The organism is Methylobacterium sp. WSM2598, from assembly GCF_000379105.1.
In the GTDB taxonomy this organism is placed as follows: Bacteria; Pseudomonadota; Alphaproteobacteria; order Rhizobiales; family Beijerinckiaceae; genus Methylobacterium.
This window is the reverse complement of sequence record NZ_KB900609.1, coordinates 5297001-5319419: the sequence shown is the minus strand read 5'-3', so window position 1 is coordinate 5319419 and position 22419 is coordinate 5297001. Positions and strand designations below refer to the sequence as shown.

Annotated in this window: 16 protein-coding genes; 7 read left to right on the top strand and 9 right to left on the bottom strand. The window is 73.9% G+C overall.

All coding sequences use genetic code 11. The features are described from left to right. Positions 1-318 precede the first annotated feature (318 nt). The 5 genes from nagA to MET2598_RS0125060 all read right to left on the bottom strand — a co-directional run bounded on the left by nagA (position 319) and on the right by MET2598_RS0125060 (position 5922). Complete coding sequence (nagA, locus tag MET2598_RS0125080; protein WP_018262763.1) at positions 319-1482, bottom strand: N-acetylglucosamine-6-phosphate deacetylase; 1164 nt, start codon at positions 1480-1482, stop codon at positions 319-321. Next, the gene (locus tag MET2598_RS0125075) at positions 1479-2477 is read right to left on the bottom strand and encodes an SIS domain-containing protein (protein ID WP_020493674.1); all 999 of its coding nucleotides are present in this window, start codon (positions 2475-2477) and stop codon (positions 1479-1481) included. Before MET2598_RS0125075 ends, nagA begins: the two co-directional genes overlap by 4 nt. Positions 2478-2494: 17 nt before the next feature. Beyond that, on the bottom strand, positions 2495-3394 hold the full coding sequence (locus MET2598_RS0125070) for an N-acetylmuramic acid 6-phosphate etherase (protein ID WP_012330476.1): 900 nt from the start codon (positions 3392-3394) through the stop codon (positions 2495-2497). Between the two features lie 117 nt (positions 3395-3511). After that, positions 3512-5131, bottom strand: coding sequence for an ABC transporter substrate-binding protein (locus MET2598_RS0125065; RefSeq protein ID WP_026190933.1), 1620 nt, complete (start codon positions 5129-5131; stop codon positions 3512-3514). Positions 5132-5514: 383 nt separating this feature from the next. Then, entirely contained in the window at positions 5515-5922 is a 408-nt protein-coding gene (locus MET2598_RS0125060) for a DUF6455 family protein (RefSeq protein WP_018262760.1), read from the bottom strand. Positions 5923-6117: 195 nt separating this feature from the next. Here MET2598_RS0125060 and ahcY point away from each other — a divergent pair, with 195 nt between their 5' ends. Both ahcY and MET2598_RS0125050 read left to right on the top strand, forming a co-directional pair. Further along, the gene (gene ahcY, locus MET2598_RS0125055; RefSeq protein ID WP_012330479.1) at positions 6118-7524 is read left to right on the top strand and encodes an adenosylhomocysteinase; all 1407 of its coding nucleotides are present in this window, start codon (positions 6118-6120) and stop codon (positions 7522-7524) included. 364 nt (positions 7525-7888) lie between these two features. Continuing rightward, positions 7889-10381, top strand: a complete 2493-nt coding sequence (locus tag MET2598_RS0125050; protein ID WP_012330480.1) for a sensor histidine kinase — start codon at positions 7889-7891, stop codon at positions 10379-10381. Positions 10382-10585: 204 nt separating this feature from the next. Here the strand turns inward: MET2598_RS0125050 and MET2598_RS0125045 are convergent, their stop codons facing one another. Beyond that, positions 10586-13897 carry a DEAD/DEAH box helicase gene (locus MET2598_RS0125045; RefSeq protein WP_018262758.1) on the bottom strand — a complete coding sequence of 1104 codons (3312 nt, stop codon included), beginning with the start codon at positions 13895-13897 and terminating at the stop codon, positions 10586-10588. Between the two features lie 267 nt (positions 13898-14164). On the opposite strand from MET2598_RS0125045, the gene MET2598_RS0125040 reads away from it, so the two are divergent. Beyond that, positions 14165-15946, top strand: a complete 1782-nt coding sequence (locus MET2598_RS0125040) for an SLC13 family permease (protein ID WP_018262757.1) — start codon at positions 14165-14167, stop codon at positions 15944-15946. Between the two features lie 33 nt (positions 15947-15979). On the opposite strand, the gene MET2598_RS0125035 is transcribed toward MET2598_RS0125040, so the two are convergent. Continuing rightward, on the bottom strand, positions 15980-16909 hold the full coding sequence (locus tag MET2598_RS0125035) for a LysR family transcriptional regulator (RefSeq protein ID WP_018262756.1): 930 nt from the start codon (positions 16907-16909) through the stop codon (positions 15980-15982). A gap of 98 nt (positions 16910-17007) precedes the next feature. Here MET2598_RS0125035 and MET2598_RS0125030 point away from each other — a divergent pair, with 98 nt between their 5' ends. From MET2598_RS0125030 to MET2598_RS0125015, 4 genes are all read left to right on the top strand, one after another. Next, positions 17008-17388, top strand: coding sequence for a hypothetical protein (locus MET2598_RS0125030; protein WP_012330484.1), 381 nt, complete (start codon positions 17008-17010; stop codon positions 17386-17388). Between the two features lie 264 nt (positions 17389-17652). Next, positions 17653-18288 carry a MotA/TolQ/ExbB proton channel family protein gene (locus MET2598_RS0125025; protein WP_026190932.1) on the top strand — a complete coding sequence of 212 codons (636 nt, stop codon included), beginning with the start codon at positions 17653-17655 and terminating at the stop codon, positions 18286-18288. Next, positions 18288-18752 carry an ExbD/TolR family protein gene (locus MET2598_RS0125020; RefSeq protein ID WP_018262754.1) on the top strand — a complete coding sequence of 155 codons (465 nt, stop codon included), beginning with the start codon at positions 18288-18290 and terminating at the stop codon, positions 18750-18752. Before MET2598_RS0125025 ends, MET2598_RS0125020 begins: the two co-directional genes overlap by 1 nt. Next, positions 18749-19567 carry an energy transducer TonB gene (locus MET2598_RS0125015; protein ID WP_018262753.1) on the top strand — a complete coding sequence of 273 codons (819 nt, stop codon included), beginning with the start codon at positions 18749-18751 and terminating at the stop codon, positions 19565-19567. Before MET2598_RS0125020 ends, MET2598_RS0125015 begins: the two co-directional genes overlap by 4 nt. A gap of 18 nt (positions 19568-19585) precedes the next feature. Here MET2598_RS0125015 and MET2598_RS0125010 read toward each other — a convergent pair whose 3' ends face one another. Together MET2598_RS0125010 and MET2598_RS0125005 are read right to left on the bottom strand one after the other, a co-directional pair. Then, on the bottom strand, positions 19586-20650 hold the full coding sequence (locus tag MET2598_RS0125010; protein ID WP_036271012.1) for a LacI family DNA-binding transcriptional regulator: 1065 nt from the start codon (positions 20648-20650) through the stop codon (positions 19586-19588). A 925-nt stretch (positions 20651-21575) separates the two neighbouring features. Then, positions 21576-22418, bottom strand: a complete 843-nt coding sequence (locus MET2598_RS0125005) for a DUF1868 domain-containing protein (RefSeq protein ID WP_018262751.1) — start codon at positions 22416-22418, stop codon at positions 21576-21578. Position 22419 lies beyond the last annotated feature (1 nt).

Sequence of the window (22419 nt, the reverse complement as noted above, 5' to 3'; positions counted from 1 at the left end):
GACTGGACCGTCGATCCGATTCCTCCTTGCGACCGGAGCGATGCGGCGGCGAAAAGAGATTGAGGATCGAGCAGGAGCTTTCCCGCAAGCCGGTCCGGATTTCAGCGCCGCTGCCGCGCGGCTTCGCTTCGCGGCATCTTGTGCCGGGTCCCGCATCTTCCTCCGCCGACGCCAGCGCAGGACCAGGATATCTGATACCAACCGCTCGGAATGCTGACGCATCGAGCCGTTGATTCATCTCGAATTTTCAACTTCACGCCAACGGCTCGGCGAGAATTCGAGAGCAGCACCACCGGTCATTGGAAATGACCGGTGGTATTACGCCGCCGCCCGCGCGAACTCTCCCCTCACGCAGGTCCCCCAGACGGCCAGATCGCGATCGAGCACCACCAGGTCCGCCGCGAGGCCCGGGGCGATGCGGCCGATGCGGTCGTCGCGGCCGATCCAGCGCGCGGGCGTGAGCGAGGCCATCGTGAGCGCCTCGGCGAGCGAGGCGCCGCCCCGGCGCACCATGTGGCGGACCGCGCCCGCCATCGTCAGGGCCGAGCCCGCGAGCGTGCCGTCCGGCCCGGTCAGGCGGTCGCCCCGGCACGCGATCGCGCGGCCGAACAGGGTGAAGCCCGCCTCCGGGCGGGGATCGCCGACCGGCGGCATCGCGTCGGTGACGAGCATCAGCCGGCCCGGCCCCTTGAGGCGGAGGGCGAGGACGAGGGCGGTGTCGCCCACGTGGTGGCCGTCCGCGATGATCCCGGCGAAGACCCGGTCGTCGACGAGCGCCACGCCGACCGCCCCCTCCTCGCGTGCGGTGAGCTGCGACATGGCGTTGAAGAGATGCGTGGCGCCGGTCAGCCCCTCGGCGAGGGCGCGGCGGAAGGCCGTCCCGTCATCCGCCGTGTGGCCGGCGCTGACGCGCGCGCCGCGGGCGACGAGCGCCGCCACGGTGCCGGGCGGGGCGACCTCGGGCGCGAGGGTCACCAGGGTGACGCCCCGCGCGCCCAGGCCGGTCAGCAAGTCGACGTCGCCGGGCGCGAAGGCGGCGAGCCGGGCCGGATCGTGGATGCCGGGCCGGCGGGGGCTCAGGAAGGGGCCTTCGAGGTGGATCCCGAGGATGCCGGGCATCCCCGCGGCGATCGCCTCCGCCACCGCCGCCACCGCCGCGCGGATCACCGGGCGGTGGTCGCTGATCAGCGTCGGCAGCAGCGAGGTCGTGCCGCCGCGCCGGTGCGCCGCCGCGATCCGGGCGAGCGTGCCGGGCGTCGGCGCGTCGTTGAGGAGCGCGCCGCCGCCGCCATTGACCTGGAGGTCGACGAAGCCCGGCGCCAGGATCGTGCCCGGCGGCAGAATCGTGCAGGGCAGGCCGGGCGGCGGCTCCGCCGCGAGGTCCTCGATCCGCCCGTCCCGGATGACGAGCGTGCGCGGGCCGAGTTCGGCCTCGCCGTCGAAGACGCGGGGGGCGGCGAGCGCGAGGCCGGGGCTGCTCACAGAGTCTCCGTCACCTTGGCGAGGCCGGGGGGCGAATCCGGGTCGAAGCCGCGCCGGCGCGCCTCCGCCTCGATGGCCCGGTAGGCCGGGACGAGCATCAGGATCGGGTCGCAGGCCGGGTGGCCGTCGCCGGGCCAGGGCAGGCTGCCGAGGGGCCCGCCGCAGGCCTGGACCGGCACGCCCGCCCCGCGCAGGTCCCGCACGAGGCAGTCGATGCCCGCGCTCAGCCGGTCGGCCTGCCGCAGGGCGAGGACGGGCGTGCGGGGCGAGAGCGCCGCCCGCGGCCCGTGCCGCAGCTCCGCCGCGCTGTAGCCGAGGGCCGGCAGGCGCAGGGTCTCGGCGAGCTTGAGGGCGATCTCGCGCACCGGCCCGAGCCCGTGGCCGCGCCCGGTGACGAAGGCGGCGGTGGCGGCGGCGAGGTCGGTGCTCCAGGCCGACCAGTCGAGGCCGAGCGCCCGGTCGAGCCGCGCCGGCAGGGCCGCTAGGCCCGCCGCCAGGGCCCCGTCCTCGGCCCAGGACGCGACCAGGGCCGCCCCGGCGACGAGGGAGGTCACCACGGTCTTCGTCGCCGCGACGGCGCGCTCGGGCCCCGCCCCGATCGGCAGGACGAGGTCGGCGGCCTCGGCGGCCGGGGAGCCCGGATCGTTGACGATGGCGAGGGTGAGCGCCCCGCCCTCGCGGGCGGCCCGCGTCGCCGCCACGAGGTCGGGCGAGCGGCCGGATTGCGAGATCACCACGAAGAGCGCGCCCTCGACCTGCGGCGGGCGGCCGTAGCCGGTGACCACGGAGGGCGCCGCCGCCGAGACGGCGAGGCCGAGCCGGGTCTCGATCAGGTAGCGCAGGTGGATCCCCGCATGGCTCGAACTGCCCCGCCCGCAGATCACCGCGAAGGGGAAGCGGCGCCGCGCCAGGCCGCGGCCGATCCGCGCCGCCTCCGAATCCCCCGCGCAGAGGGGGGCCGCCACCGCCGGGATCTCGGCGATCTCCCGCGCCATCAGGGTGGCGGGGGGGCTCACGGCCGGGGCTCACGGCCGCCCGCCGCCGCGAGGGCGTGGCGCAGGGAGCCGCCGTGGCGGGCGAGGAGGCGGGCGGCGCCCTCCGGATCGGCGCCGCAGCCGATCAGCACGGCGCGCTTGATGTCGCCCTCCGCCTCCGCCAGGGCCCGGGCCGCCGCCTCGGCGCCGCAGCCGGCGAGTTCGGCCACCATGGCGACGCCCCGCGCCCGCAGCTTCCGGTTGGTGGCCCGCATCGCCACCATCCGGCCGCGATAGACGCGGCCGAGCCGGATCATGATCAGCGTCGAGAGCAGGTTGAGCACGACCTTCTGGGCGGTGCCGGCCTTGAGCCGGGTCGAGCCGGCGAGCGCCTCCTCGCCGGTCGCGACCAGGACGGGGTGGTCGCAGCTCTCCAGGACCGGCGTGCCGGGATTGTTGGCGATGCCGATGGTGACGGCGCCGCGCCCGCGGGCGCCGCGCAGGGCCGAGACCGTGAAGGGCGTGGTGCCGCTCGCCGAGAGGCCGACCACCACGTCCCGCGGCCCGACCCCCGCGCCGGCGATCCAGGCGGCGGCCTCGGCGCTCGAATCCTCCGCGTCCTCGACCGCCTGGGTGAGGGCGCCGTGGCCGCCCGCGATCGCGAAGCCCAGGCGCGCTTCCGGCCAGTCGAAGGTCGGCGGCAGCTCCGCCCCGTCCTGCACGCCGATCCGCCCGGAGGTGCCGGCGCCGACGTAGATCAGGCGGCCGTCCTCGCGCAGGGCCGGGGCGGCGGCCTCGGCCGCGGCGGCGATGGCCGGCAGCGCCGGCCCCACCGCCGCCACCGCGGCGAGCTGCCCCTCCCAGAGGGCGCCGAGCACGTCGAGGCCGTCCCAGGCGTCGAGGTCGACGTAGCGGGGGCTCCCGCGCTCGGTGCTCATCCGTCCCGGTCCCTGAGGCGCCGCAGCCGCGCTCCGGCACGGCTTCCTGGTCTCTAACTCGACCCTTCCGTCAAGGATCCCTCGGGGCGGCCGGGCCGCGGCACGGCGGCGCGGGGCTCAGGCCAGCGTGGTGAGGTCCTGGAACCAGTGCTGCGCCTGGGTGTAGCCCTTCACCTTGGCCGAGAGGGCGTGCGGGTTGGTGTCGTGCACCACCCAGACCTGCACGGCGTCGTCCACCACGATCTCGTGGATGCGGGCGAGGAGCCGGTCCTGCTCGGCCGGGTCGAAGCTCGCCTGGACCTTGTCGCAGAGGGCATCGACCTCGGGGTTGCGGTAGTGGCTCCAGTTCACGCCGGTCGGGGCGATCTGCCTGGAGGAGTAGAAGCGCAGGATCGCGTAGAGCGGGTCCGAGGTCACGTAGGCGATGTTGCCGCCGGTGACGCCCTTCAGCGAGGGATCGGCCGCGCCCTGGCGCCAGGCCGTGTAGGCGACCTCCAGCTCCACCGGCTGGAACTCCACCGCGATGCCGATTTCGGCCCAGCTCTGCTGCACGAACTCGTTGATCGGCAGCGACAGCATCTGGCCCGAGCCGCCGGTCGGGATGATGAACTTGGTGCGCAGCGGGTTCCGGACCGAGTAGCCGGCCTCCTCGACCAGCTTGCGGGCGGCCTCGACGTCGGTGCGGATCGCGAAGCTCGGCTTGCCGAACCAGGGGCTCGACGGCTGCACCTGCCCGACCGCCGGGGTGGCGAGCCCGCCCATCAGCGCCACCACGCCCTCGCGGTCGATGGCGAGGTTCGCCGCCCGGCGCAGGCGCAGGTCCCGCCAGGGGCTGCCCTCCAGCATCGACAGGTGGTAGTTCCAGACGTGCGGCGTGTCGTTGCCGACGACCCGCATGCCCGCCGCCTTGAGCCGCGGCACCGCGTCGGGGGCGGGCGTCTCGATCAGGTCGACGGTGCCGCTGAGCAGCGCGTTCGCGCGGGCGAGCGCGTCGGGGATGCAGGTCAGCGTCAGCCGCGCGAGCCTCGGCATCCGCTTCCTGTTCCAGTAGGTCTCGTTGGGCACGAGGTCGAGCCGCACCCGCGGCACGAGCTGGCCCATGCGGTAGGGCCCGGTGCCGGAGGGCTGGAAGGCGAACTTGGTCCAGTCGCGCCCCACCGCCTCGTACTGGGCGGGCGAGGAGATCAGGAACCACAGCATCTGGTAGGGGAACAGCGCGTCGACCGCCTTGGTGGTGACCTGCACGGTCATGGCGTCGAGCTTCCGGTAGGAGGCCACCGAGGGCAGGCGCGGGCGCACCTGCGAGGCCTGCCGCTGGTCGTAGTGCGCGGCCTTGTCGTTGAGCACCTTCTCGAAGTTCCAGATCACCGCGTCCGCGTCGAAGGCGGAGCCGTCGTGGAAGGTCACGCCCTCGCGCAGGCGGAAGATCCAGTTCCGGCGGTCGGCCGGATCGCTCTCCCAGGCGGTGGCGAGGCCCGGGATCAGCTTGCCGGGCCGGTCGGCCACGTCGAGTTCCCAGGCGACCAGCGGGTCGTAGAGGGTGAGCCCGGTGAATTGGTAGCCGCCCGCCCCCCGGTCCGGCTGGCCGGTGGTGAGGGGCAGGTCGAACATCGAGATGCCGTAGGTCAGGCTCCCGGAGGCTGCTCCCTGGGCGAGCGCGGACCCGGTCGGACCCAGGGCCGCCAGGGCCGCGGCGCCCGCGACGAAGCGCCGGCGGGAGAGGGACAACTCACTCATCGAAGACCCCGTGTGACGCGCGGCCTTCCCGGCCGCGGCGGTTGCGCGGCCGACCTCTGCAAATTGTATGCAACATGCCAGCGGCCGGCCTGCGGCGGGGCGCCGCCCCGCCCCCAGGCCAGTCCGGGGCCGAGCATCCTTCCGCCGGCCGGGACCGGCCGGTGCCGAAGGGGTCACCGGTTCGGCGGCGATCCGACGGACCGCGTCTGCGAAACCTGATGCGAAACCGAGAGACCAAGCAGAATTGCCCCATGCAGTTCCGCTTGGCCGGGGCTCGGCGGCTAGAGCATTTTCCGACGAAGGGGATGCCGGTTCGTCGCAGAACATGCGGCAAGATCAAAGATCGAGAGCGGCACCCGGTTGCAACGTGATCGGGTGCTGCTCTAGGCCGCCCGCGCCGCCTCGACCAGGGCCGCCAGGCGCGCCGCGTTCGGGCAGTAATCCGAGTGGGCGACGGCGGCGAGGCCCGCCGCGAGGTCGCGCTCGCAGCGGCTGCCCTGCCCGCATCCCGCGCAGGCCCGCTCCAGCGTGGCCATGGTGGCGGGGGCGGTCCGCCCGACCGCCTCGGGGTCGAGGCCGAGGGCGTGCATCAGGGGCACGAGGCCGAGCGCCGGCCCGGTGCCGTCCGCCGCCGCGGGCGGGGCGAGGCGCTCCTCCAGCATCACGCGCAGGCACTCGTCGTCGACGGCGCGGATCTCCTGCGCGGCGGTGAACAGCCCGGCCCAGGCGGAGAGCGGGGCGAGCATCCAGTCGCAGGGACCGGCAAGGTCTCGGGTGGCGTGCGCGGACATCGGCGTTCTCCCTTCACCAACCCGCCCCGGATCGCCCTTCGGCCCGCCGGCCGCCTTGCGCCAAATCAAGGCGCCGCCCGCAACCGGGGCGAGCGGCCCGCCCGCGACACGCATAAAGACATCTTTATGTCTTGATTGCTTCCTGGCCGGCCCCCTGCTATAGGCCGGCGCGGGACGCCGTCAGGGAGCACCAGGATGCCGAGCAACCAGGATTACATTGTCAGGGACATCGGGCTGGCCGATTTCGGCCGCAAGGAGATCGCGATCGCCGAGACCGAGATGCCCGGCCTGATGGCGGTGCGCGCGGAATACGCGGCGAGCCAGCCGCTCAAGGGCGCCAAGATCGCCGGCTCCCTGCACATGACGATCCAGACCGCGGTGCTGATCGAGACCCTGAAGGCCCTCGGCGCCGACATCCGCTGGGTGTCCTGCAACATCTACTCGACCCAGGATCACGCGGCCGCCGCCATCGCGGCCGCCGGCATCCCGGTCTTCGCCGTCAAGGGCGAGACGCTGACCGAGTACTGGGACTACACCGCCAGGCTGTTCGACTGGCACGACGGCGGCATGCCGAACATGATCCTGGACGACGGCGGCGACGCCACGATGTTCGTTCATGCCGGCCTGCGCGCCGAGCGCGGCGACACCGCCTTCCTCGACGCGCCCGGCTCCGAGGAGGAGGAGATCTTCTTCGCGCTGATCAAGCGCATGCTCAAGGAGAAGCCGAAGGGCTGGTTCGCCGGCCTCGCCGAGTCGATCAAGGGCGTCTCCGAGGAGACGACCACGGGCGTGCACCGCCTCTACATCCTCGCCAAGGAGGGCAAGCTGCTCTTCCCGGCGATCAACGTGAACGACTCGGTGACGAAGTCGAAGTTCGACAACCTCTACGGCTGCCGCGAGTCGCTCGTCGACGGCATCCGCCGCGGCACTGACGTGATGATGGCCGGCAAGGTCGCGATGGTGGCGGGCTTCGGCGACGTGGGCAAGGGCTCGGCCGCCTCGCTGCGCAACGCCGGCTGCCGCGTCATGGTCTCGGAGGTCGACCCGATCTGCGCGCTCCAGGCCGCGATGGAGGGCTACGAGGTCACCACCATGGAAGATGCCGCCCCGCGGGCCGACATCTTCGTGACCGCCACCGGCAACAAGGACGTGATCACCATCGACCACATGCGGTCGATGAAGGACCGGGCCATCGTCTGCAACATCGGCCACTTCGACAACGAGATCCAGGTCGCGGGCCTCAAGAACCTGAAGTGGTCGAACATCAAGCCGCAGGTCGACGAGATCGAGTTCCCCGACGGGCACCGCATCATCCTGCTCTCCGAGGGCCGGCTGGTGAATCTCGGCAACGCGATGGGGCACCCCTCCTTCGTGATGTCGGCCTCCTTCACCAACCAGACCTTGGCCCAGATCGAACTCTGGACCAATCAGGGCAAGTACGAGAACCAAGTCTACACCCTGCCCAAGACGCTCGACGAGAAGGTCGCGGCCCTGCACCTGGAGAAGATCGGCGTGAAGCTGACGACGCTGCGTCCCGATCAGGCCGCCTATATCGGCGTCCAGGCGAGCGGGCCGTTCAAGCCCGACCACTACCGCTACTGAGCGACGCGTTCCGGCCCCGCGGGGCCGGGACCCGACGGATGCGCGGGCCGGGCCGAGGAGCTGGGCCCGCGTCGCGGCCGGACCGCGCTACGGCCCTGCGGGCGGATGCTTTTCGAGATTGCATGCAATACCGCATAATCGCCGCGCCCGTTCCATCTCCGTTCCGCCGCAGGTGTGGCATTTCTGTGCCCAGCCACGCTGAGACGCGGTGCGCATCGGCCGAGCCGGTGTTTTCGCTTCCGGCCGGATTCGGGTGCACGCTACAGTCCCGGTGATTCTGAAGTGTGGCCCGGAGTCGCCGCGTCCGCCGGCGACGGCGGGACGCCGGAGGGCGTGGCGCGGCCCAGCGGGAACGGGACGAGTGATGGGGGTAGGACGGACGCTGCGCCGTCGGCCATCGGCCGGCGCGATCGCGGGCGCTTGGGCGGTTTCGGCCGTGCTCACGGGTCTGCCGGAGGCGGCCATGGGGGCGCCGGCCCTCGTCCCCGTGCCGAGCTCGCTCGCCCACAGCGCGATGGCGCTCGCGCTGCTCGTCGGCCTCATCGTGTTCTCCACCATCCTGTCGCTGCTGCACATCCGCGAGCGGGCGCGCTGGGCACGGCGGGAGCGGGACCTCTCGGCCGAGGTCGCGGACCTGCGCGGGGCCCATGACCGGGCGGCCCTGCTCCTCGGCTCCGAGCGGCAGATCGTGGTGGTCTGGAGCGGGCGGGACGAGCCCCTGATCGAGGGCGACGCGAGCCTCGCCATGGACGGGACCCGCACGGCCTCGCCGCGGCGGGTGCTGGCCTTCGGCACCTGGCTCACGGCCGCCGACGCCGCCGCCCTCGACGCGGCGGTCGATACCCTGCGCAGCCGGGGCGAGCGCTTCCGCCTGACCGCGCGCACCCTCGGCGGGCGCACGGTCGAGGCGCAGGGCCAAGCCGTGGGCGGGCGGGCGCTGCTGCGCCTTCGCGAGATCACCGGCGAGCGCCAGGAACTGGTCGAGCTGCGCGCGACGCTGCAGGAGGCGCGCGGCAGCCTCTCCGTGCTCGCCGCCCTCCTCGACGCCATCCCGCAGCCGGTCTGGCGCCGGGGCCGCGACGGGCGGCTGCTCTGGGCCAACGCCGCCTACGTGGCGGCCGTGGAGGCGACCGACCGCGAGCGCGTGGTCGCGGAGGGGGTGGAACTCCTCGACCGGGCCGCCCGCGACGAGGCGGAGCGGCGCCGGACCAGCCGCGAGGCGGGTGCCCTGCGGGTCTCGGCCGTGGTCGCGGGCGCGCGGCGCACCCTCGACGTCACGGAGGTGGCGCTGGAGACCGGCAGCGTCGGCATCGCCGTCGACGTGTCCGAGCTCGAGAGCGTGCGCGCCGACCTGCAGCGGCAGATGGAGGCGAATGTCCGCACCCTCGACCAGCTGCCGACCGCGGTGGCGATCTTCGACGCCCGCCAGCGCCTGATCTTCCACAACGCCGCCTACCGGCAGCTCTGGGACCTCGGCCCGGCCTTCCTCGACGGCTCTCCCCTCGACGGCGAGATCCTGGACGCGCTGCGCAACGCCCGCAAGCTGCCCGAGCAGGCGGATTTCCGCTCCTGGAAGACCGGCGTGCTCTCGGCCTACCGGGCCGCCGAGGCGCAGGAGAATTGGTGGCACCTGCCGGACGGGCGGACCCTGCGCGTCGTCGCCGACCCGAACCCGCAGGGGGGCCTCACCTACCTGTTCGACGACGTCTCGGAGCGCGTCCACCTCGAATCCCGCTACAACGCCCTGATGCGCGTGCAGAGCGAGACCCTCGACACGCTCAAGGAGCCGGTCGCGGTGTTCGGCTCGGACGGGCGCCTCAAGCTCGCCAACCGCGCCTTCATGGCGATCTGGCGGATCGGGCCGGAGACCCTCGCGGCCCAGCCGCACGTGGACGAGATCATCGGCCTGTGCCGGTCGCTCAGCGCGGCCGAGGAGCCCTGGACCGAGATCCGCGGCGCCGTGACCGGGCTGATGGATGCCCGCCACGCCGTCGCCAGCCGGCTCGAACTCAAGGACGGCACCGTGCTCGACTGCGCGGCGCAGCCGCTGCCGGACGGCGCGACGCTGCTCACCCACATCGACGTGACGGCGAGCGTCAACGTCGAGCGGGCGCTCACCGAGAAGAACGAGGCGCTGGAGCGCACCGCCCGCCTGCGCGACGAGTTCGTGCACCACGTCTCCTACGAGCTGCGCTCGCCGCTCACCAACATCATCGGCTTCACGGAACTGCTCGGGGACGAGACGGTCGGCGCGCTCAACACGCGGCAGCGCGAATACGCCGACCACATCATGCGCTCCTCGGCGGCCCTGCTCGTCATCATCAACGACATCCTCGACCTCGCCTCGATCGATGCCGGCTCGATGGAGCTGACGCGCGAGGTGGTGGACGTGCAGGCGACGATCGCGGCGGCGGTGCGGGGCATCGAGGACCGCCTCGCCGAGGCGGCGATCACCCTCGACCTGGACGTGCCGGCCGATATCGGGGGCTTCGTGGCGGACGGCAAGCGCATCCGCCAGATCCTGTTCAACCTGCTGTCGAATGCGATCGGCTTCTCGGCGCCGGGCCAGACGGTGGTGGTCCAGGCCCGCAAGACGGGCGCCGAGATCGCCTTCTCGGTGATCGACCAGGGCCGCGGCATGCCGCCCGAAGTGGTGGCCCGGGTCTTCGACCGCTTCGAGAGCCACACGCTGGGCACGCGCCACCGCGGGGTGGGGCTCGGCCTGTCGATCGTGCGCTCCTTCGTGGAGCTGCATGGCGGGCGCATCGACATCGCCTCCGCCCCCGGCCAGGGCACCCGCGTCACCTGCACCTTCCCGATCGGCAACGGCAAGGCGAATCTCGCGGCGGCGGAGTGATCCGAACTCCGACGGATCGCGTCGCCACGCGGATGTCGGCCTCGCTCAAGCGCCGCGCGGGCGTGTCACCCGCTGTCCGGAAATGATCGTCCGGACAGCGTCCGAGCCATGATTCCGGACAGGCGATGACGGCTTTGGCCGGTGTCGTGACGAGCCGATCACCAGAGCGCCGCATCGCCCGCCGCGGGCTCCGGCCCCGCCCGCTCACCCCTGCGCCGCCTCCAGCGCCCGCACGAAGCGCCGCGCCAGCCGCCCGCAGGCGACCGGGTCCGCGCAGGGCCGGTGCAGGATCAGCCGGTCTCCCCGGCGCTCCACCTCGGCGATCGCCCGCGCCACCGCCGCGGCGCGGCCCGGATGGAAATCCGCCGCGAGGCCCTGCGGGCCGGCGCCGAGCTGCGCGATGCCGAGGTCGCGGCAGGCCATCCGCAGGCCGGCCAGGGTCAGCAGCGTCTCGGTCTCCGGCGGCAGCGGGCCGAAGCGGTCCTCGATCTCGTCGCGCAGGGCTTCCGCCTCCTCGGGGGAGCGCAGCCGCGCGATCCGGGCCGCGAGGCCGAAGCGCAGCTCCGGCTCGGGCAGGTAGGCGGCCGGGATCGCCCCCGCGAGGCCGAGGCGGATCTCGGCCGGCGCCGCCTCGGGCGGCTCGCCGCGGGCGGCGCGGATCGCCCGCTCCAGGAGGTCGCGGTAGAGGCCGAGCCCGATCAGCTTGACGTGCCCGGCCTGCTCCTCGCCGAACAGGTCCCCCGCCCCGCGCAGGTCGAGGTCGCGGGCGCTCAGCGCGAAGCCGGCGCCGAGCCGGTCCAGGGCCGTCAGGGCGCGCAGGCGCGCCTCGCTCGCCGGCGGGGGCGGCGCCTCCGGGTCGGTGAGCAGGTAGGCCGCCGCCCGGCGCTGGCCGCGCCCCACCCGCCCGCGCAGCTGGTGGAGCTGCGCCAGCCCGAAGCGCTCCGGGTGCCAGACCAGCATCGTGTTGGCGCGCGGCACGTCGAGCCCGCTCTCGATGATGTTGGTGGCCAGGAGCACGTCCCCCTCCCCTTCCGCGAACCGCACCATCGCCTCGTCCATCGCGGCCGGCGGCATCTCGCCGTGGGCGACGGCGAGGCTGAGGTCCGGCACGATGGCGCGCAGCCGCGCCTCCATCGGGGCGAGGTCGGCGATGCGCGGGCAGACCACGAAGCTCTGGCCGCCCCGGCGGTGCTCGCGGGTGAGCGCGGCCCGCACCGTCTCGGGGTCGAAGGGCGCGACCACCGTGCGGATCGGCCGGCGCACCACCGGCGGCGTCGCGATCACGCTCAGGTCCTGGAGCCCGACCAGGGCCGATTGCAGGGTGCGCGGGATCGGCGTCGCCGTGAGGGTGAGGACGTGCGCGCCGGACGCGGCGCGGCGCAGCCGCGCCTTCTGGGCCGCGCCGAAGCGCTGCTCCTCGTCGATGACGACGAGGCCGAGATCGGCGTAGACGAGGCCGCGCCCGGCAAGCGCGTGCGTGCCGATCACGAGGCGCACGCTCCCATCCGCCAGGCCGGCCCTCACCCGCTTGGCCTCGGCGGGCGGCACGAGGCGCGAGAGCTGGGCCGGGACGATCCCGAAGCGGGCGAAGCGGCGCCGGAAGGTCTCGACGTGCTGGCGCACCAGCACGGTCGTGGGTGCCGCCACCGCCACCTGCTTGCCGGCGAACAGGGCCGCGGCGGCGGCGCGCAGGGCGACCTCGGTCTTGCCGAAGCCGACATCGCCGCAGACAAGGCGGTCCATCGGGCGGCCGGCGGCGAGGTCCGCCATCACGGCGTCGATCGCGGCCGCTTGGTCCGGGGTCGGCGGGAAGCCGAACCCGGCGCCGAACCGCTCCATCTGGCGCTCCGGCGGGACGAGGGCGGGAGCCGTCGCGCGCCGGCGCGCCTCGGCGAGGGCGAGCATGCGCCGCGCGCTCTCGGCGACGGCCGCCTCCACGCCGGCGCGGCGCGTCGCCCAGGTACCGCCGGGGAGGTTGCCGCCGTCGAGGCGGTCGAGCGTCACCGCCTCGGCGGCGGCGCCGTAGCGCCAGATCCGGCCGGCCTCCGAGAGGGGGGCGAGCCGCACCGCGTCGTCGGCGAAGCGCAGCCGCGCCGCCTCCCCGCCCCCGCCCTCGGGCCCGCGCAGGAGCTCCAGCCCCTCGAAGACGCAGAGCCCGTGATCCTCGTGGATGACGACGTCGCCGCGATGCAGGTCGGGATCGGCGAAGGGCAGCGCGGCGGGGGCGCCCTCCCGGCCGGGCGCGGCCCGGGCGGGCGCGGCCCAGGCGGGCGCGGCCCAGGCGGGCGCGGCCCGCTTGCCGAGCAGGTCGGCCGCGGCGATCACCGTGAGGGCGTGGTCCGGCACCCGGAACCCCTCGGCGATCGGCGCCTCCAGCACCGCCACGCGGCCGGGCTCGGCCCGGAGCGCGGCGGCCCAGTCGCGCGCCCGCAGGAGCTTGTGCCCGAGCTGGTCCACGGCCTCGCGGGCGAGGCGCCCCAGCGCGCGGCCGGGCCCGGCCAGGATGACGCGGTCGCCCGCCTCGCACCGCGCGGCGAGGAAGCGCCCGAAGGCGGCGGCGGGGCGGCGCTCGCGGGCGAAGGCCGGCACCGCCCGGTCCTCGGACGGCAGGGCCGTGGCGATCCGGCGCCGCCCGAGGAGCGCCCGCCACTCCTCCGGCGCGAGGTAGAGCCCCGCGCCCGCCCGCGCGCCGCCCGCCTCCGCCAGCTGCTCGAAGAAGGCCTCGGCCCGCGCCTCCGCCCCGGCCTCGACCACGAGGCGGGCGCCCGGCACCGGGTCGAGGAGCGTCGCGAGGCGCGGGTAGAAGGCGGGAAGGCGGTGCTCCTGCCCGGTGAAGGGCCGCAGCGGCTCGGGGGAATCGGGACCGAGGATGAGCTCGGTCGCCGGGTCGATCAGCAGCTCGGCCGCCTCGCCGAGCGAGCGCTGGGTGACCGGATCGTAGGAGCGGATCGCCGTGATGTGCCCGTCCTCGTGCTCGACGCGGCACGGGACGGGGGCGGCGGCCGGGAAGACCTCGAAGGTGCGGCCGCGCAGGGCGATCTCGCCCGGCTCGTCGACCCGCTCGTCGGGGATGTAGCCGAGGCGCGTCAGGGCCGCCTCCAGCGCCTCGGCCTCCACCTGCTCGCCCACCCGCAGGAGGACGCGGGCCTGCGCCCAGGTCTCGGGCGGCGGCACGCGCTGGATCAGGGCGGGCGCGGTCGTCAGGACGATGGCGGGAGGAGCCGGCTCGGAGAGCCAGCGCAGCACCCCCGCCCGCGCGCCCATGGCGCCCCGCGAGGGCGAGGTGCGGTCGCCCGGCAGGCAATCCCAGGCGGGATAGACGGCCACGCCGAGCCCGGGGGCGAGCGCCCGCAGGATCGCGGCGATCCCGTCGAGGCGCCGCGCGTCCCGGGCCACCAGCACGAGGGGCGATGCCGCCGCGCTCAGGCGCAGGAGCGCCTCCGCGAGGGCGCCGTCGGGGAGGGCCGGCGCCACGATCTCCGCGGGGCGCGCGGCGCGCGGCTGACGCTTCACCATGCTTCCATCGACGTCTGATCCCTCCGCGCGGCGCGGACAACGTCCCGGCAGGCGGCAGGGTTCGCGGCGCGGGCCGCAGGAACAGCGCGCCGTCGCGAGCGGTTCTTCGAGCCCCGTCCCGGCCGCCTGGAGGCCCATGCCGCTCTCGCCCGGAGGCCCGCGCCGCCGCGGGACAAGTCCGCTCCCCCGCCGGGAATCCGCGCGATCCAGTCGGGGATCGCCGCGATCTCGTCGGGGATCGCCGCGATCCCACCGGGGATCGCCGCGATGACGCATCAGCAGATCATCGCCTGCGCGCTCATCGCCGGCACGATGCTGCTCTTCGTCTGGGGGCGCCTGCGCTACGACATCGTGGCCGGGCTCGCGCTGCTCGGCGGGATCGCGAGCGGCCTCGTCCCGGCCAGGGAGGCGTTCGGCGGCTTCTCGGACGACATCGTGATCATCGTGGCGAGCGCCCTCGTGGTGAGCGCCGCGGTGGCGCGGTCGGGCGCCGTCGAGGCGGCCCTGCGCCCGATCGCACCGCGCCTGCGCAGCGCCCAGGCGCAGGTGGCGCTCCTCGTCGCGACCGTGGCGGTGCTCTCGGCCTTCATCAAGAACATCGGCGCTCTGGCGATCATGCTGCCGATCGCCTTCCAGCTCGCGCAGAAGGGCAACCGCTCGCCGTCGCTCTTCCTGATGCCGATGTCCTTCGCGGCCCTGCTCGGGGGCCTCGTCACCCAGATCGGCACCTCGCCCAACATCATCGTGGCGCGGCTGCGCGGCGAACTCACGGGGACGCCGTTCCGGATGTTCGACTTCGCGCCGGTGGGGATCGGCCTGATGGTGGCCGGGGTGGCGTTCCTGTGCGTCGGCTACCGGCTGCTGCCGCGCGACCGGCGCGGCACGCCCGGCCTCGACGCGGCGGTGGCGATCAGCGACTACGCCACGGAGGCGCGCCTGCCGCAGGACTCGCCCTTCGCGGGCCGCACGCTCTCCGACCTGACCGCGAATGCCGACGGCGAGGTCAGCGTCACGGGCCTCGTGCGGGACAAGACCCGCCGCACCGTGCCGCTGCCGGACGCGGTGCTGCGCGCCGAGGATCGGGTGATCCTGCGCGGCGACCCCACCGCCCTCGACCGCTTCATCGGCGAGGCCGGCCTGCTCCTCGACGGGCAGGACCGGCCGACCCGCGAGGAGGACGGGGCGGAGGACGAGGTCGGCACCGTCGAGGCGGTGATCGGCCCGACCTCGGTCCTGATCGGGCAATCGGCGGGCCGCATCGCCCTGCACGAGCGCTTCGACGTGAACCTGCTGGCGGTCAGCCGGGCGGGCAAGCGCTTCACCGAGCGCCTGCGCGACATCCGGCTGCGCACGGGCGACGTGATCGTTCTCCAGGGCCGCGAGGCGGGGCTGCCGGCGCGGCTGCGCGACCTCGGCCTGTGGCCCCTGGCGGCGCGCAGCCTGCCCCTCGGCAGCGCCCGCCGGGGCTGGATCACCCTGTCGATCCTGGCCGCGACGGTGATCGCGGTCGCCTTCAGCCTCGTGCCGGTGACGGTCGCCTTCTTCGCGGCGGCCCTCGGCGTGGTGCTGTTCCGGACCCTGCCGGCCCGCGAGGCCTACGAGGCGATCGAGTGGCCGATCCTGGTGATGCTCGGGGCCCTGATCCCGGTCAGCGACACGCTGCGCACCACCGGCACCACCGACCTCTTCGCGGGCTGGCTGTCGCAGCTCGGAATCCTGCTGCCGGGCTGGGGCGCGGTCGGTCTCATCATGCTCGCCGCCATGGCGGTGACGCCCTTCCTCAACAACGCCGCGACGGTGCTGGTGATGGCGCCCCTCGCCGCGAGCTTCGCCACGACGCTGGGCTACCGCCCCGACGCGTTCCTGATGGCGGTGGCGATCGGGGCGGGCTGCGACTTCCTCACGCCGATCGGCCACCAGTGCAACACGCTGGTGATGGGGCCGGGCGGCTACCGGTTCGGGGATTACGCCCGCCTGGGCGCGCCGCTCTCGCTGCTGGTGCTGGTCGCGGGCGTGCCGCTGATCCTGCTGGTGTGGCCGCTGGCCTGACGCCCCCCTCCGGGTCCCGGAGGGGCCGCTCCGTCAGGCCTCTGCCGGCGCGGTGGCGAGGCGGCGCAGCAGGTTGCGCAGCCAGCGATGGGCCGGGTCGTCGTCGTAGGAGGCGTGCCAGAGCATCGACATGGCGACCTCGTCGAGGGGGACCGGCGCCGGGCTCACCGTCAGGCCGAGCGCCTCCGCGAAGAGGTGGGCGAGCCGGGCCTGCATGGTGGTCAGGACCGGGGCGCTGCGCACCAGGAACGGCACGGCGAGGAAGCGCGGCGAGGTGACGGCGAGGGTCCGGCTGCGGCCGAGCTTGGCGAGCGCGTCGTCGACCACCCCGTGCGCGGTCTCGCGCAGGCTCGTCAGCACGTGGGGAAAGCGCAGGTAATCCTCGAGCGAGATCGGCGGCGCGAGGCCGACCAGCGCCGCGTTGAACAGGCAGACGTAGGAATCGCGATAGAGCAGGCGCTGCTTGTGGTGCTGCTGGCCGCGGAACGACAGGTCGATGGCGAGGTCGACCCGGTCGGCATCGATCTCCTGCAGGATGTGGGCGCGGTCGACGGAGCGCAGGAGCAGGCTGATGCCCGGCGCCTCGGCGCGCAGGTAGGCGAGCAGCGTCGGGCCGAGCAGCACCTCGGTGGAATCCGGCAGGCTGATCGTGAAGGTGCGCGCGACGGTGCGCGGGTCGAAGGCCTCGTCCCGCCGCACCAGGACCTGGACCTGCCGCAGCAGCGTCCGCACCGGCTCGGCGAGGGAGAGCGCCCGCGGCGTCGGCCGCATGCCCTCCGGGGCCCGGGTCAGCAAGTCGTCGCCGAACAGCGCGCGCAGCCGCCCGAGGCTGCTGCTCATCGCCGACTGCCCCACCCCGACCCGCGCCGCCGCCCGCGTCACGCTGCGCTCGGCCAGCAGCGCGTCGAGGGCGACCAGGAGGTTGAGGTCGATCCGGGAAAGATCGATGTGATCAATAGTCATTATCGATGCGATCTGTTTGATCCATGCTGCGGCGCAGCGCATATGGGGCCCAGACGCGGTGCCGGATTGGGCGCCGCCAGCCTGAAAGTCTCGCCATCATGAACGCTCGCACGCTCGTCGTCGCGGCCGCGGCCGCCCTGTCCCTTCTCGGCCCCGCGCGGGCCGAACCGCTCGCGCCGGCGCGGGCCGGGTCCCTCGGACCCGCCCAGGCCCGGAGCATCGACCTCGGTCCCCTCGCCGGGGTCGCCTACTACACGCCCGAGCCGCGGGGCTACCACGTCGTGGTGACGCTCGCCCCGCGGGCGGCGGCCCCGGCCGTGCGGCTCGAAGGCGTGCTCGCCGAGGGCCAGAGCCTCACGGTCTCGACGCCCCGCCAGAGCGGCGCCGCGGCGCGGGTGATCGAGATCCGCCGCGAGGGCGACGCGGTCAGCGTCTCGGCCGGGCCGGTCGAGGTGCAGGAGACGGCGGCCCTCCGGTGAGGACGCCCGGGCCGGCGCGGAGCCCTCCGCGCCGGCCGCCCGGCCATCCAGGTCCGAGGGGGCCGCCGAGGGGACCGCCGAGGGGGCCGCATCGCTCCCGACCCGGCGTTTTCCCGGCACGACGCCCCGCTGACGCAAGGTTCACCCCGGGCCTGTCACGAAGCCGACACGGACGGAAGTAATAGAACGTTCCAATTGCGCTCGGCGGGCTCTGCGGCGCCGATCATCGGCGTGCCGGGACCCCGCCCATCCCGGGATTGCACGATGGACGCCATAACGTTCTCACCGTCGGCCATGTTCTTCCAGGCAGGATTGGTCGGCCGGGCCGTGATCCTGACCCTCGTCGCCTCCTCGGCGTGGTGCTGGGTCCTGATCCTCGAGAGCCTCTACACCACCGCCAAGCTTCGGCGGTCGCTGAGGGGTCTGGAGCGCGGCGAGGTTCCGGACCTCCTGCGGCCGGTGGTCGAGGCGGGGAGGCAGGCGGCGGCCCTCGTGCTCCCCGAGGAGAGCCTCGGCGAGGTGCAGCGGCGGACCGCCGCCGCGATGGAGCGGGCGGCCGCCCGCGCGATGACCGCCACGGAGGGCGGCTACTCGCACCTCGCCGTGATCGCGTCCGTGGCCCCGTTCGTGGGGCTGCTCGGCACGGTCTGGGGCATCATGAACAGCTTCATCAGCATCGCCGACGCCAAGGACACCAGCCTCGCCGTGGTGGCGCCCGGCATCGCCGAGGCCCTGGCGACCACCGCGATCGGCCTGATCGCCGCCATCCCGGCCGCCGTGGCCCACGGCCGCCTGGGCGCCGTGCTCGGCCGGCTGTCGCAGCATATGGGCCATCTCATCGAGGCGCTCGCCGTCGACCTCGTCGTCAAGGCCCGCGCGGTCGACCGGGGAGCCCGCTGATGGCCTTCTCCAGCCGCGGGAGCGGCCCGTACGGGTCCTCCGCCGACATCAACGTCACGCCGCTCATCGACGTGATGCTGGTCCTCCTGATCGTCTTCATGGTGACGGCACCGCTGCTGACGACCGGGATGAAGGTGAACCTGCCGCAATCCCGGGCCGCCAAGCCCATCGACCCGAAGGAGCCGGCGGTCGTCGCCGTTGCCAAGGACGGCAGGGTCTTCATCGGCACCGACGAGATCGCGCTCGACCGGCTCGTCCCGGCGGTGACGGCGGCGATCGAGAACGACCTGTCGCGGGTCGTTCACCTGAGGGGCGACAAGGACGCCTCCTACGGCGACGTGGTCAAGGTCATGGACCTGCTCGCATCGAGCGGGATCACGCACCTCGCCGTGGTCGCCAACCGCGGGAGCGCCGGCGAGGCGGGACACCCCGCGCCCCGGCGGGCGACGGGATCCGAGCCATGACCGCGGCGGGACTCGCCGAGGCGCGGGACCTCGCGCCGCCGCGGTCGAAGGGGGACCATCCCCGCGCGCTGGCGCGCGCAGCGGCCTTCGCCGTCGCGCTCGCGGCCCATGGGCTGCTCCTGTGGGTGCCGCGGCCGTCCCCGGCGCCGCCCTCCGCCGTCGAGACCCTCGAGATCAGCGTGGTGGCGCAGGGCGACGCCACGACCGACGAGGCCGAGGAGACGCGCAGCGCGGCCGAGATGCCGCCGGAGCCCGAACCCGCGCCGCCGGAGCCCCCGCCGCCCCCGCCGCCGGCGGAGGCCGAACCGCCGCCGGTCCGGGAGAGCCCGGCCGCCCCGGCGATCCCGGTCCGCCCGCCGGAGCCGCCCGCGCCGCCGCGACCCGCCCCGCCCAAGCCGCCCAAGCCGCGCCCGCCGGAACGGCCGCGGGCGGAGACGAGGCCGCCGCGCAAGCCCGACTCCAAGCCCAGCCAGGCGAGCATGGCGCAGCACCGGGCGCATGCGGGGGCCGACCAGGGCGCGAATATCCGGTCCGGCCAGGCGGTCGCGGCCTACGGCGCGATCCTGAAGGCGGAGATCAACCGGCACAAATCCTATCCGGCCGCGGCCCGCGACAGGCAGGCATCCGGCGTGGTGATGGTCAGCTTCGCGATCGGGCCGTCGGGCCGCATCGCGAGCGCGGCGATCGGCCGATCCTCGGGCGATCCGGCCCTGGACGCGGCCGCGCTGCAGGCGGTGCGCGCCGTCAGCCCGCCCCCGCCGCCCGGAGGGCATTTCAGCGGCCGCATCGCGATCGAGTACGCGCTGCGGCGATGACGCGGCGGGACCGCAGCGTCATCGCCGCGCCTCCGCGAAGGGCCGCGTGGAGTCGCGCACCACGAGGCGCCCCGGGTACAGCTTCTGCGCCGGATCGTGCGGCGCCCGCACGCCCTCGATCATCTCGATCAGGGTCGTGACCGCGAACTCCACCATCTCCAGCGTCGGAACCTCGATGGAGGTCAGGCGCGGCACCGTGTAGGCGCACTGGACCAGGTTGTCGAAGCCGACGACGCTGATCTCGTCGGGGACCCGGACGCCCTGCTCGTGCAGCGCCTTCAGCACGCCGAAGGCGACCCGGTCGTTGGCGGCCACGATCGCGTCGGGCCGCGGCGCACGCCTGAGCAGGCGCAAGGTCGTCCGGTATCCGCTCTCCGAACTCCAATCGCAGGGGACCACGAGGTCGTCGCGCGGGCGCAGGCCCGCCGCCGCCAGGGCCTCCCGGTATCCGCTGAGCCGATCGGCCACGGCGGGCAGGTGCCGGCCGTCGCGCTCGCCCTTGTAGAAGCAGATCGCCTTGCAGCCGGTCCGGACGAGGTAGCCGACGATCTGGCGAACCGCGTCGCGCTCCGCCCGCATCGCGAAGCTCGCCTCCGGCACGTCGAGGCCGAACACGAAGAACGGGACGGACTTGGCCCGCAGCGAGGCGATCAGCGGGTCGTCGCGGCGGTCGGCGAGCACGACCATGCCGTCGACCCGGGCCTCGCTCACGAGGCTCGTGATCCTGCTCAGGCCGTCCGGCTCTCCGGCGTTCCAGCGGCGATGGACGAGCGTGTAGCCGTGGCGGTCCGTGACGTGGGCGAAGGTCTGCAGCACGATGCCCTGGTAGGTCTCCTGCATCATGCCCGTCACGTCGTCGTAGGGCTGGGCGCCGACCGAGAACACGCAGGCGATGCTGCGGCTCGGCTTCTTGCGCAGCGAGCGGGCCGCGAGGCTGGGGACGAAGTCCAGCTCCCGCATCGTCGCGCCCACCATCTCCCGCGTGGAGCGCGCCACCTTCTCCGGGTGATTCAGCACCAGCGACACCGTCTGAAAGCTCACGCCGGCGCGGCGTGCGACATCCTTGATCGTCACGCGAGCCATCTTCACCTCAGAGAACGTGATGGGATCGAAATTCCGGTCTCCAGAGGCCCGCCAGCCGGTCGGCTCTCCTGCGATCGATGACGGTCATTGCGAAACGTTCATGCTCATTCAGATCGGCCCTGATGTCGAAGATCCGGCTTCGCACGCGGGAGCGCTTCTTCCCAGGTACAGGGGTCGCCAGGTACAGGGGTCGAGTATTGGCGCCGGGTGGAGGACCCGGTCCTCGATCACCCTGGGTTCATGATCCCCGGACATCGTCTTACCGATCGAACCTGAAGCGATCCGGCGCCGTTGTCCAGGCTCGGCCGATGGATTCGTCGGACGCGGGGCTGCCGGCCTCGACGGGGAGCCGGAGGTGATCTCGGGCACCGGACGCGGCCGGGCGAGGCACGGCGCCCGACCGCCGCGTTCAGGCCGGGGCGGGCGTTGCGCCGCCTCCATCCCGGCCGCGCTCCCGACGCGCGGGCCGAAAGCCGAGCGGCAGCCGAGGGCGAAGCGCCTCGTCCCGGGACACGATCCACCCTCAGGCCGCCGGATCACGGCGCCCCCGAGCGGACCCGCCTCGGCAGGCCGGCGCCTCGCATGATGCGAAAACAAGAGATCGAGCAGAATCGCCCCATGGCATTCTGCCTAGAGCATTTTCCGACGAAGTGGATGCCGGTCCGTCGAAGACAATGAGGAAAGATCAAAGGCCCGTCGCATGTCCCGCTGAAGTGGATGCCGGCTCGGCGCAGGTGATGCCATAGGTGCCGGATCCGCCGCAGGTTTGCGTGGCAGAACCGGCGACCGCGCTCGTGATCCGGGATCCGCTTGATCGAAGCGGATCCCGGATCCCAAGCCCGCGCGGCGCCTGAGCGACGCCGACATCCGCATTCCCGAAATGGGAGATGGCGAAGCCATCAACCGGATGGCGTGTGAAACCCGTTCAGGGCCGACGGCGCGCGAGACGAAGCCGCGGGCGGAACTGGAACATGTCGTCGAAGAAGCAGAAGGCCGGCGGCCCCAGTTCGAGGACCGGCAGCGCGGCGGCGAGCGCCGCGATCGCCTCGCGCCGGACGACCCGGTAGCGGGCCGCCTCGGCCTCGGTCAGGGGGGCGATCGCGTAGGTCTGCGTGGTGTGGAAGCGGTAGGTGTCGTGACCCGGCTGACGCAGCTTCAGGAGATCGGACAGGCGGTCGCGCAGGCCCCGCAGCTTCGCCTCCTCGGCGGCATCGACCGGGATCAGCCGGATCGCCTCGCCCGGCCGCACGTCGCCGTTGGAGGCGCCCTCGGCCACCTTCATCCGGAAGCGCGGCTCGCAGCCGAGGTCGAAGGTCTCCAGCTTCTCCAGGAAGACCCGGTCGCACTGGCCGAGCGGCGCGTCGAGGGGCAGGTCCGCCGGCCAGAAGCCGGGCTTCCGGACGAGATCGACCACGCCCTCGAAGACCGTCATGTGATAGCTCGACGGGGGCGTGAAGACGAGCTTGTCCGCGTAGGGTTCCGCCGCGATGGTCGCGCGATACGCCATCAGGGCGGCGGCCGGACCGTCGATGTCGATGGGGCACACGATGGTGTTGCCGGGACAGGGCAGCAGCTTGCCCCGCGACGTGAACTTGAGCCCGATCCAGGGGAAGGGCCGGGACGCCGCCGCCGGATCGGGACTCGCCAGGGCGGCGGTCACCGGCCGTCCCGGCCCGCTGCCCCACGCGGCGGCGCCGGAGAGTTGCAGGATGCGGCGGCGCGAGATGATCCGGCTCCCGCCGTCGCACCGCCTTTCGCGCCTCGTCATG

Bases quoted from the DNA above. Each gene is read 5' to 3' on its own strand.
- MET2598_RS0125075 (WP_020493674.1), bottom strand. From the start codon at position 2,477: ATGGCGCGGGAGATCGCCGAGATCCCGGCGGTGGCGGCCCCCCTCTGC.
- MET2598_RS0125070 (WP_012330476.1), bottom strand. From the start codon at position 3,394: ATGAGCACCGAGCGCGGGAGCCCCCGCTACGTCGACCTCGACGCCTGG.
- MET2598_RS0125065 (WP_026190933.1), bottom strand. From the start codon at position 5,131: ATGAGTGAGTTGTCCCTCTCCCGCCGGCGCTTCGTCGCGGGCGCCGCG.
- MET2598_RS0125060 (WP_018262760.1), bottom strand. From the start codon at position 5,922: ATGTCCGCGCACGCCACCCGAGACCTTGCCGGTCCCTGCGACTGGATG.
- ahcY (WP_012330479.1), top strand. From the start codon at position 6,118: ATGCCGAGCAACCAGGATTACATTGTCAGGGACATCGGGCTGGCCGAT.
- MET2598_RS0125050 (WP_012330480.1), top strand. From the start codon at position 7,889: ATGGGGGTAGGACGGACGCTGCGCCGTCGGCCATCGGCCGGCGCGATC.
- MET2598_RS0125045 (WP_018262758.1), bottom strand. From the start codon at position 13,897: ATGGTGAAGCGTCAGCCGCGCGCCGCGCGCCCCGCGGAGATCGTGGCG.
- MET2598_RS0125040 (WP_018262757.1), top strand. From the start codon at position 14,165: ATGACGCATCAGCAGATCATCGCCTGCGCGCTCATCGCCGGCACGATG.
- MET2598_RS0125035 (WP_018262756.1), bottom strand. From the start codon at position 16,909: ATGACTATTGATCACATCGATCTTTCCCGGATCGACCTCAACCTCCTG.
- MET2598_RS0125030 (WP_012330484.1), top strand. From the start codon at position 17,008: ATGAACGCTCGCACGCTCGTCGTCGCGGCCGCGGCCGCCCTGTCCCTT.
- MET2598_RS0125025 (WP_026190932.1), top strand. From the start codon at position 17,653: ATGGACGCCATAACGTTCTCACCGTCGGCCATGTTCTTCCAGGCAGGA.
- MET2598_RS0125020 (WP_018262754.1), top strand. From the start codon at position 18,288: ATGGCCTTCTCCAGCCGCGGGAGCGGCCCGTACGGGTCCTCCGCCGAC.
- MET2598_RS0125015 (WP_018262753.1), top strand. From the start codon at position 18,749: ATGACCGCGGCGGGACTCGCCGAGGCGCGGGACCTCGCGCCGCCGCGG.
- MET2598_RS0125010 (WP_036271012.1), bottom strand. From the start codon at position 20,650: ATGGCTCGCGTGACGATCAAGGATGTCGCACGCCGCGCCGGCGTGAGC.
- MET2598_RS0125005 (WP_018262751.1), bottom strand. From the start codon at position 22,418: ATGACGAGGCGCGAAAGGCGGTGCGACGGCGGGAGCCGGATCATCTCG.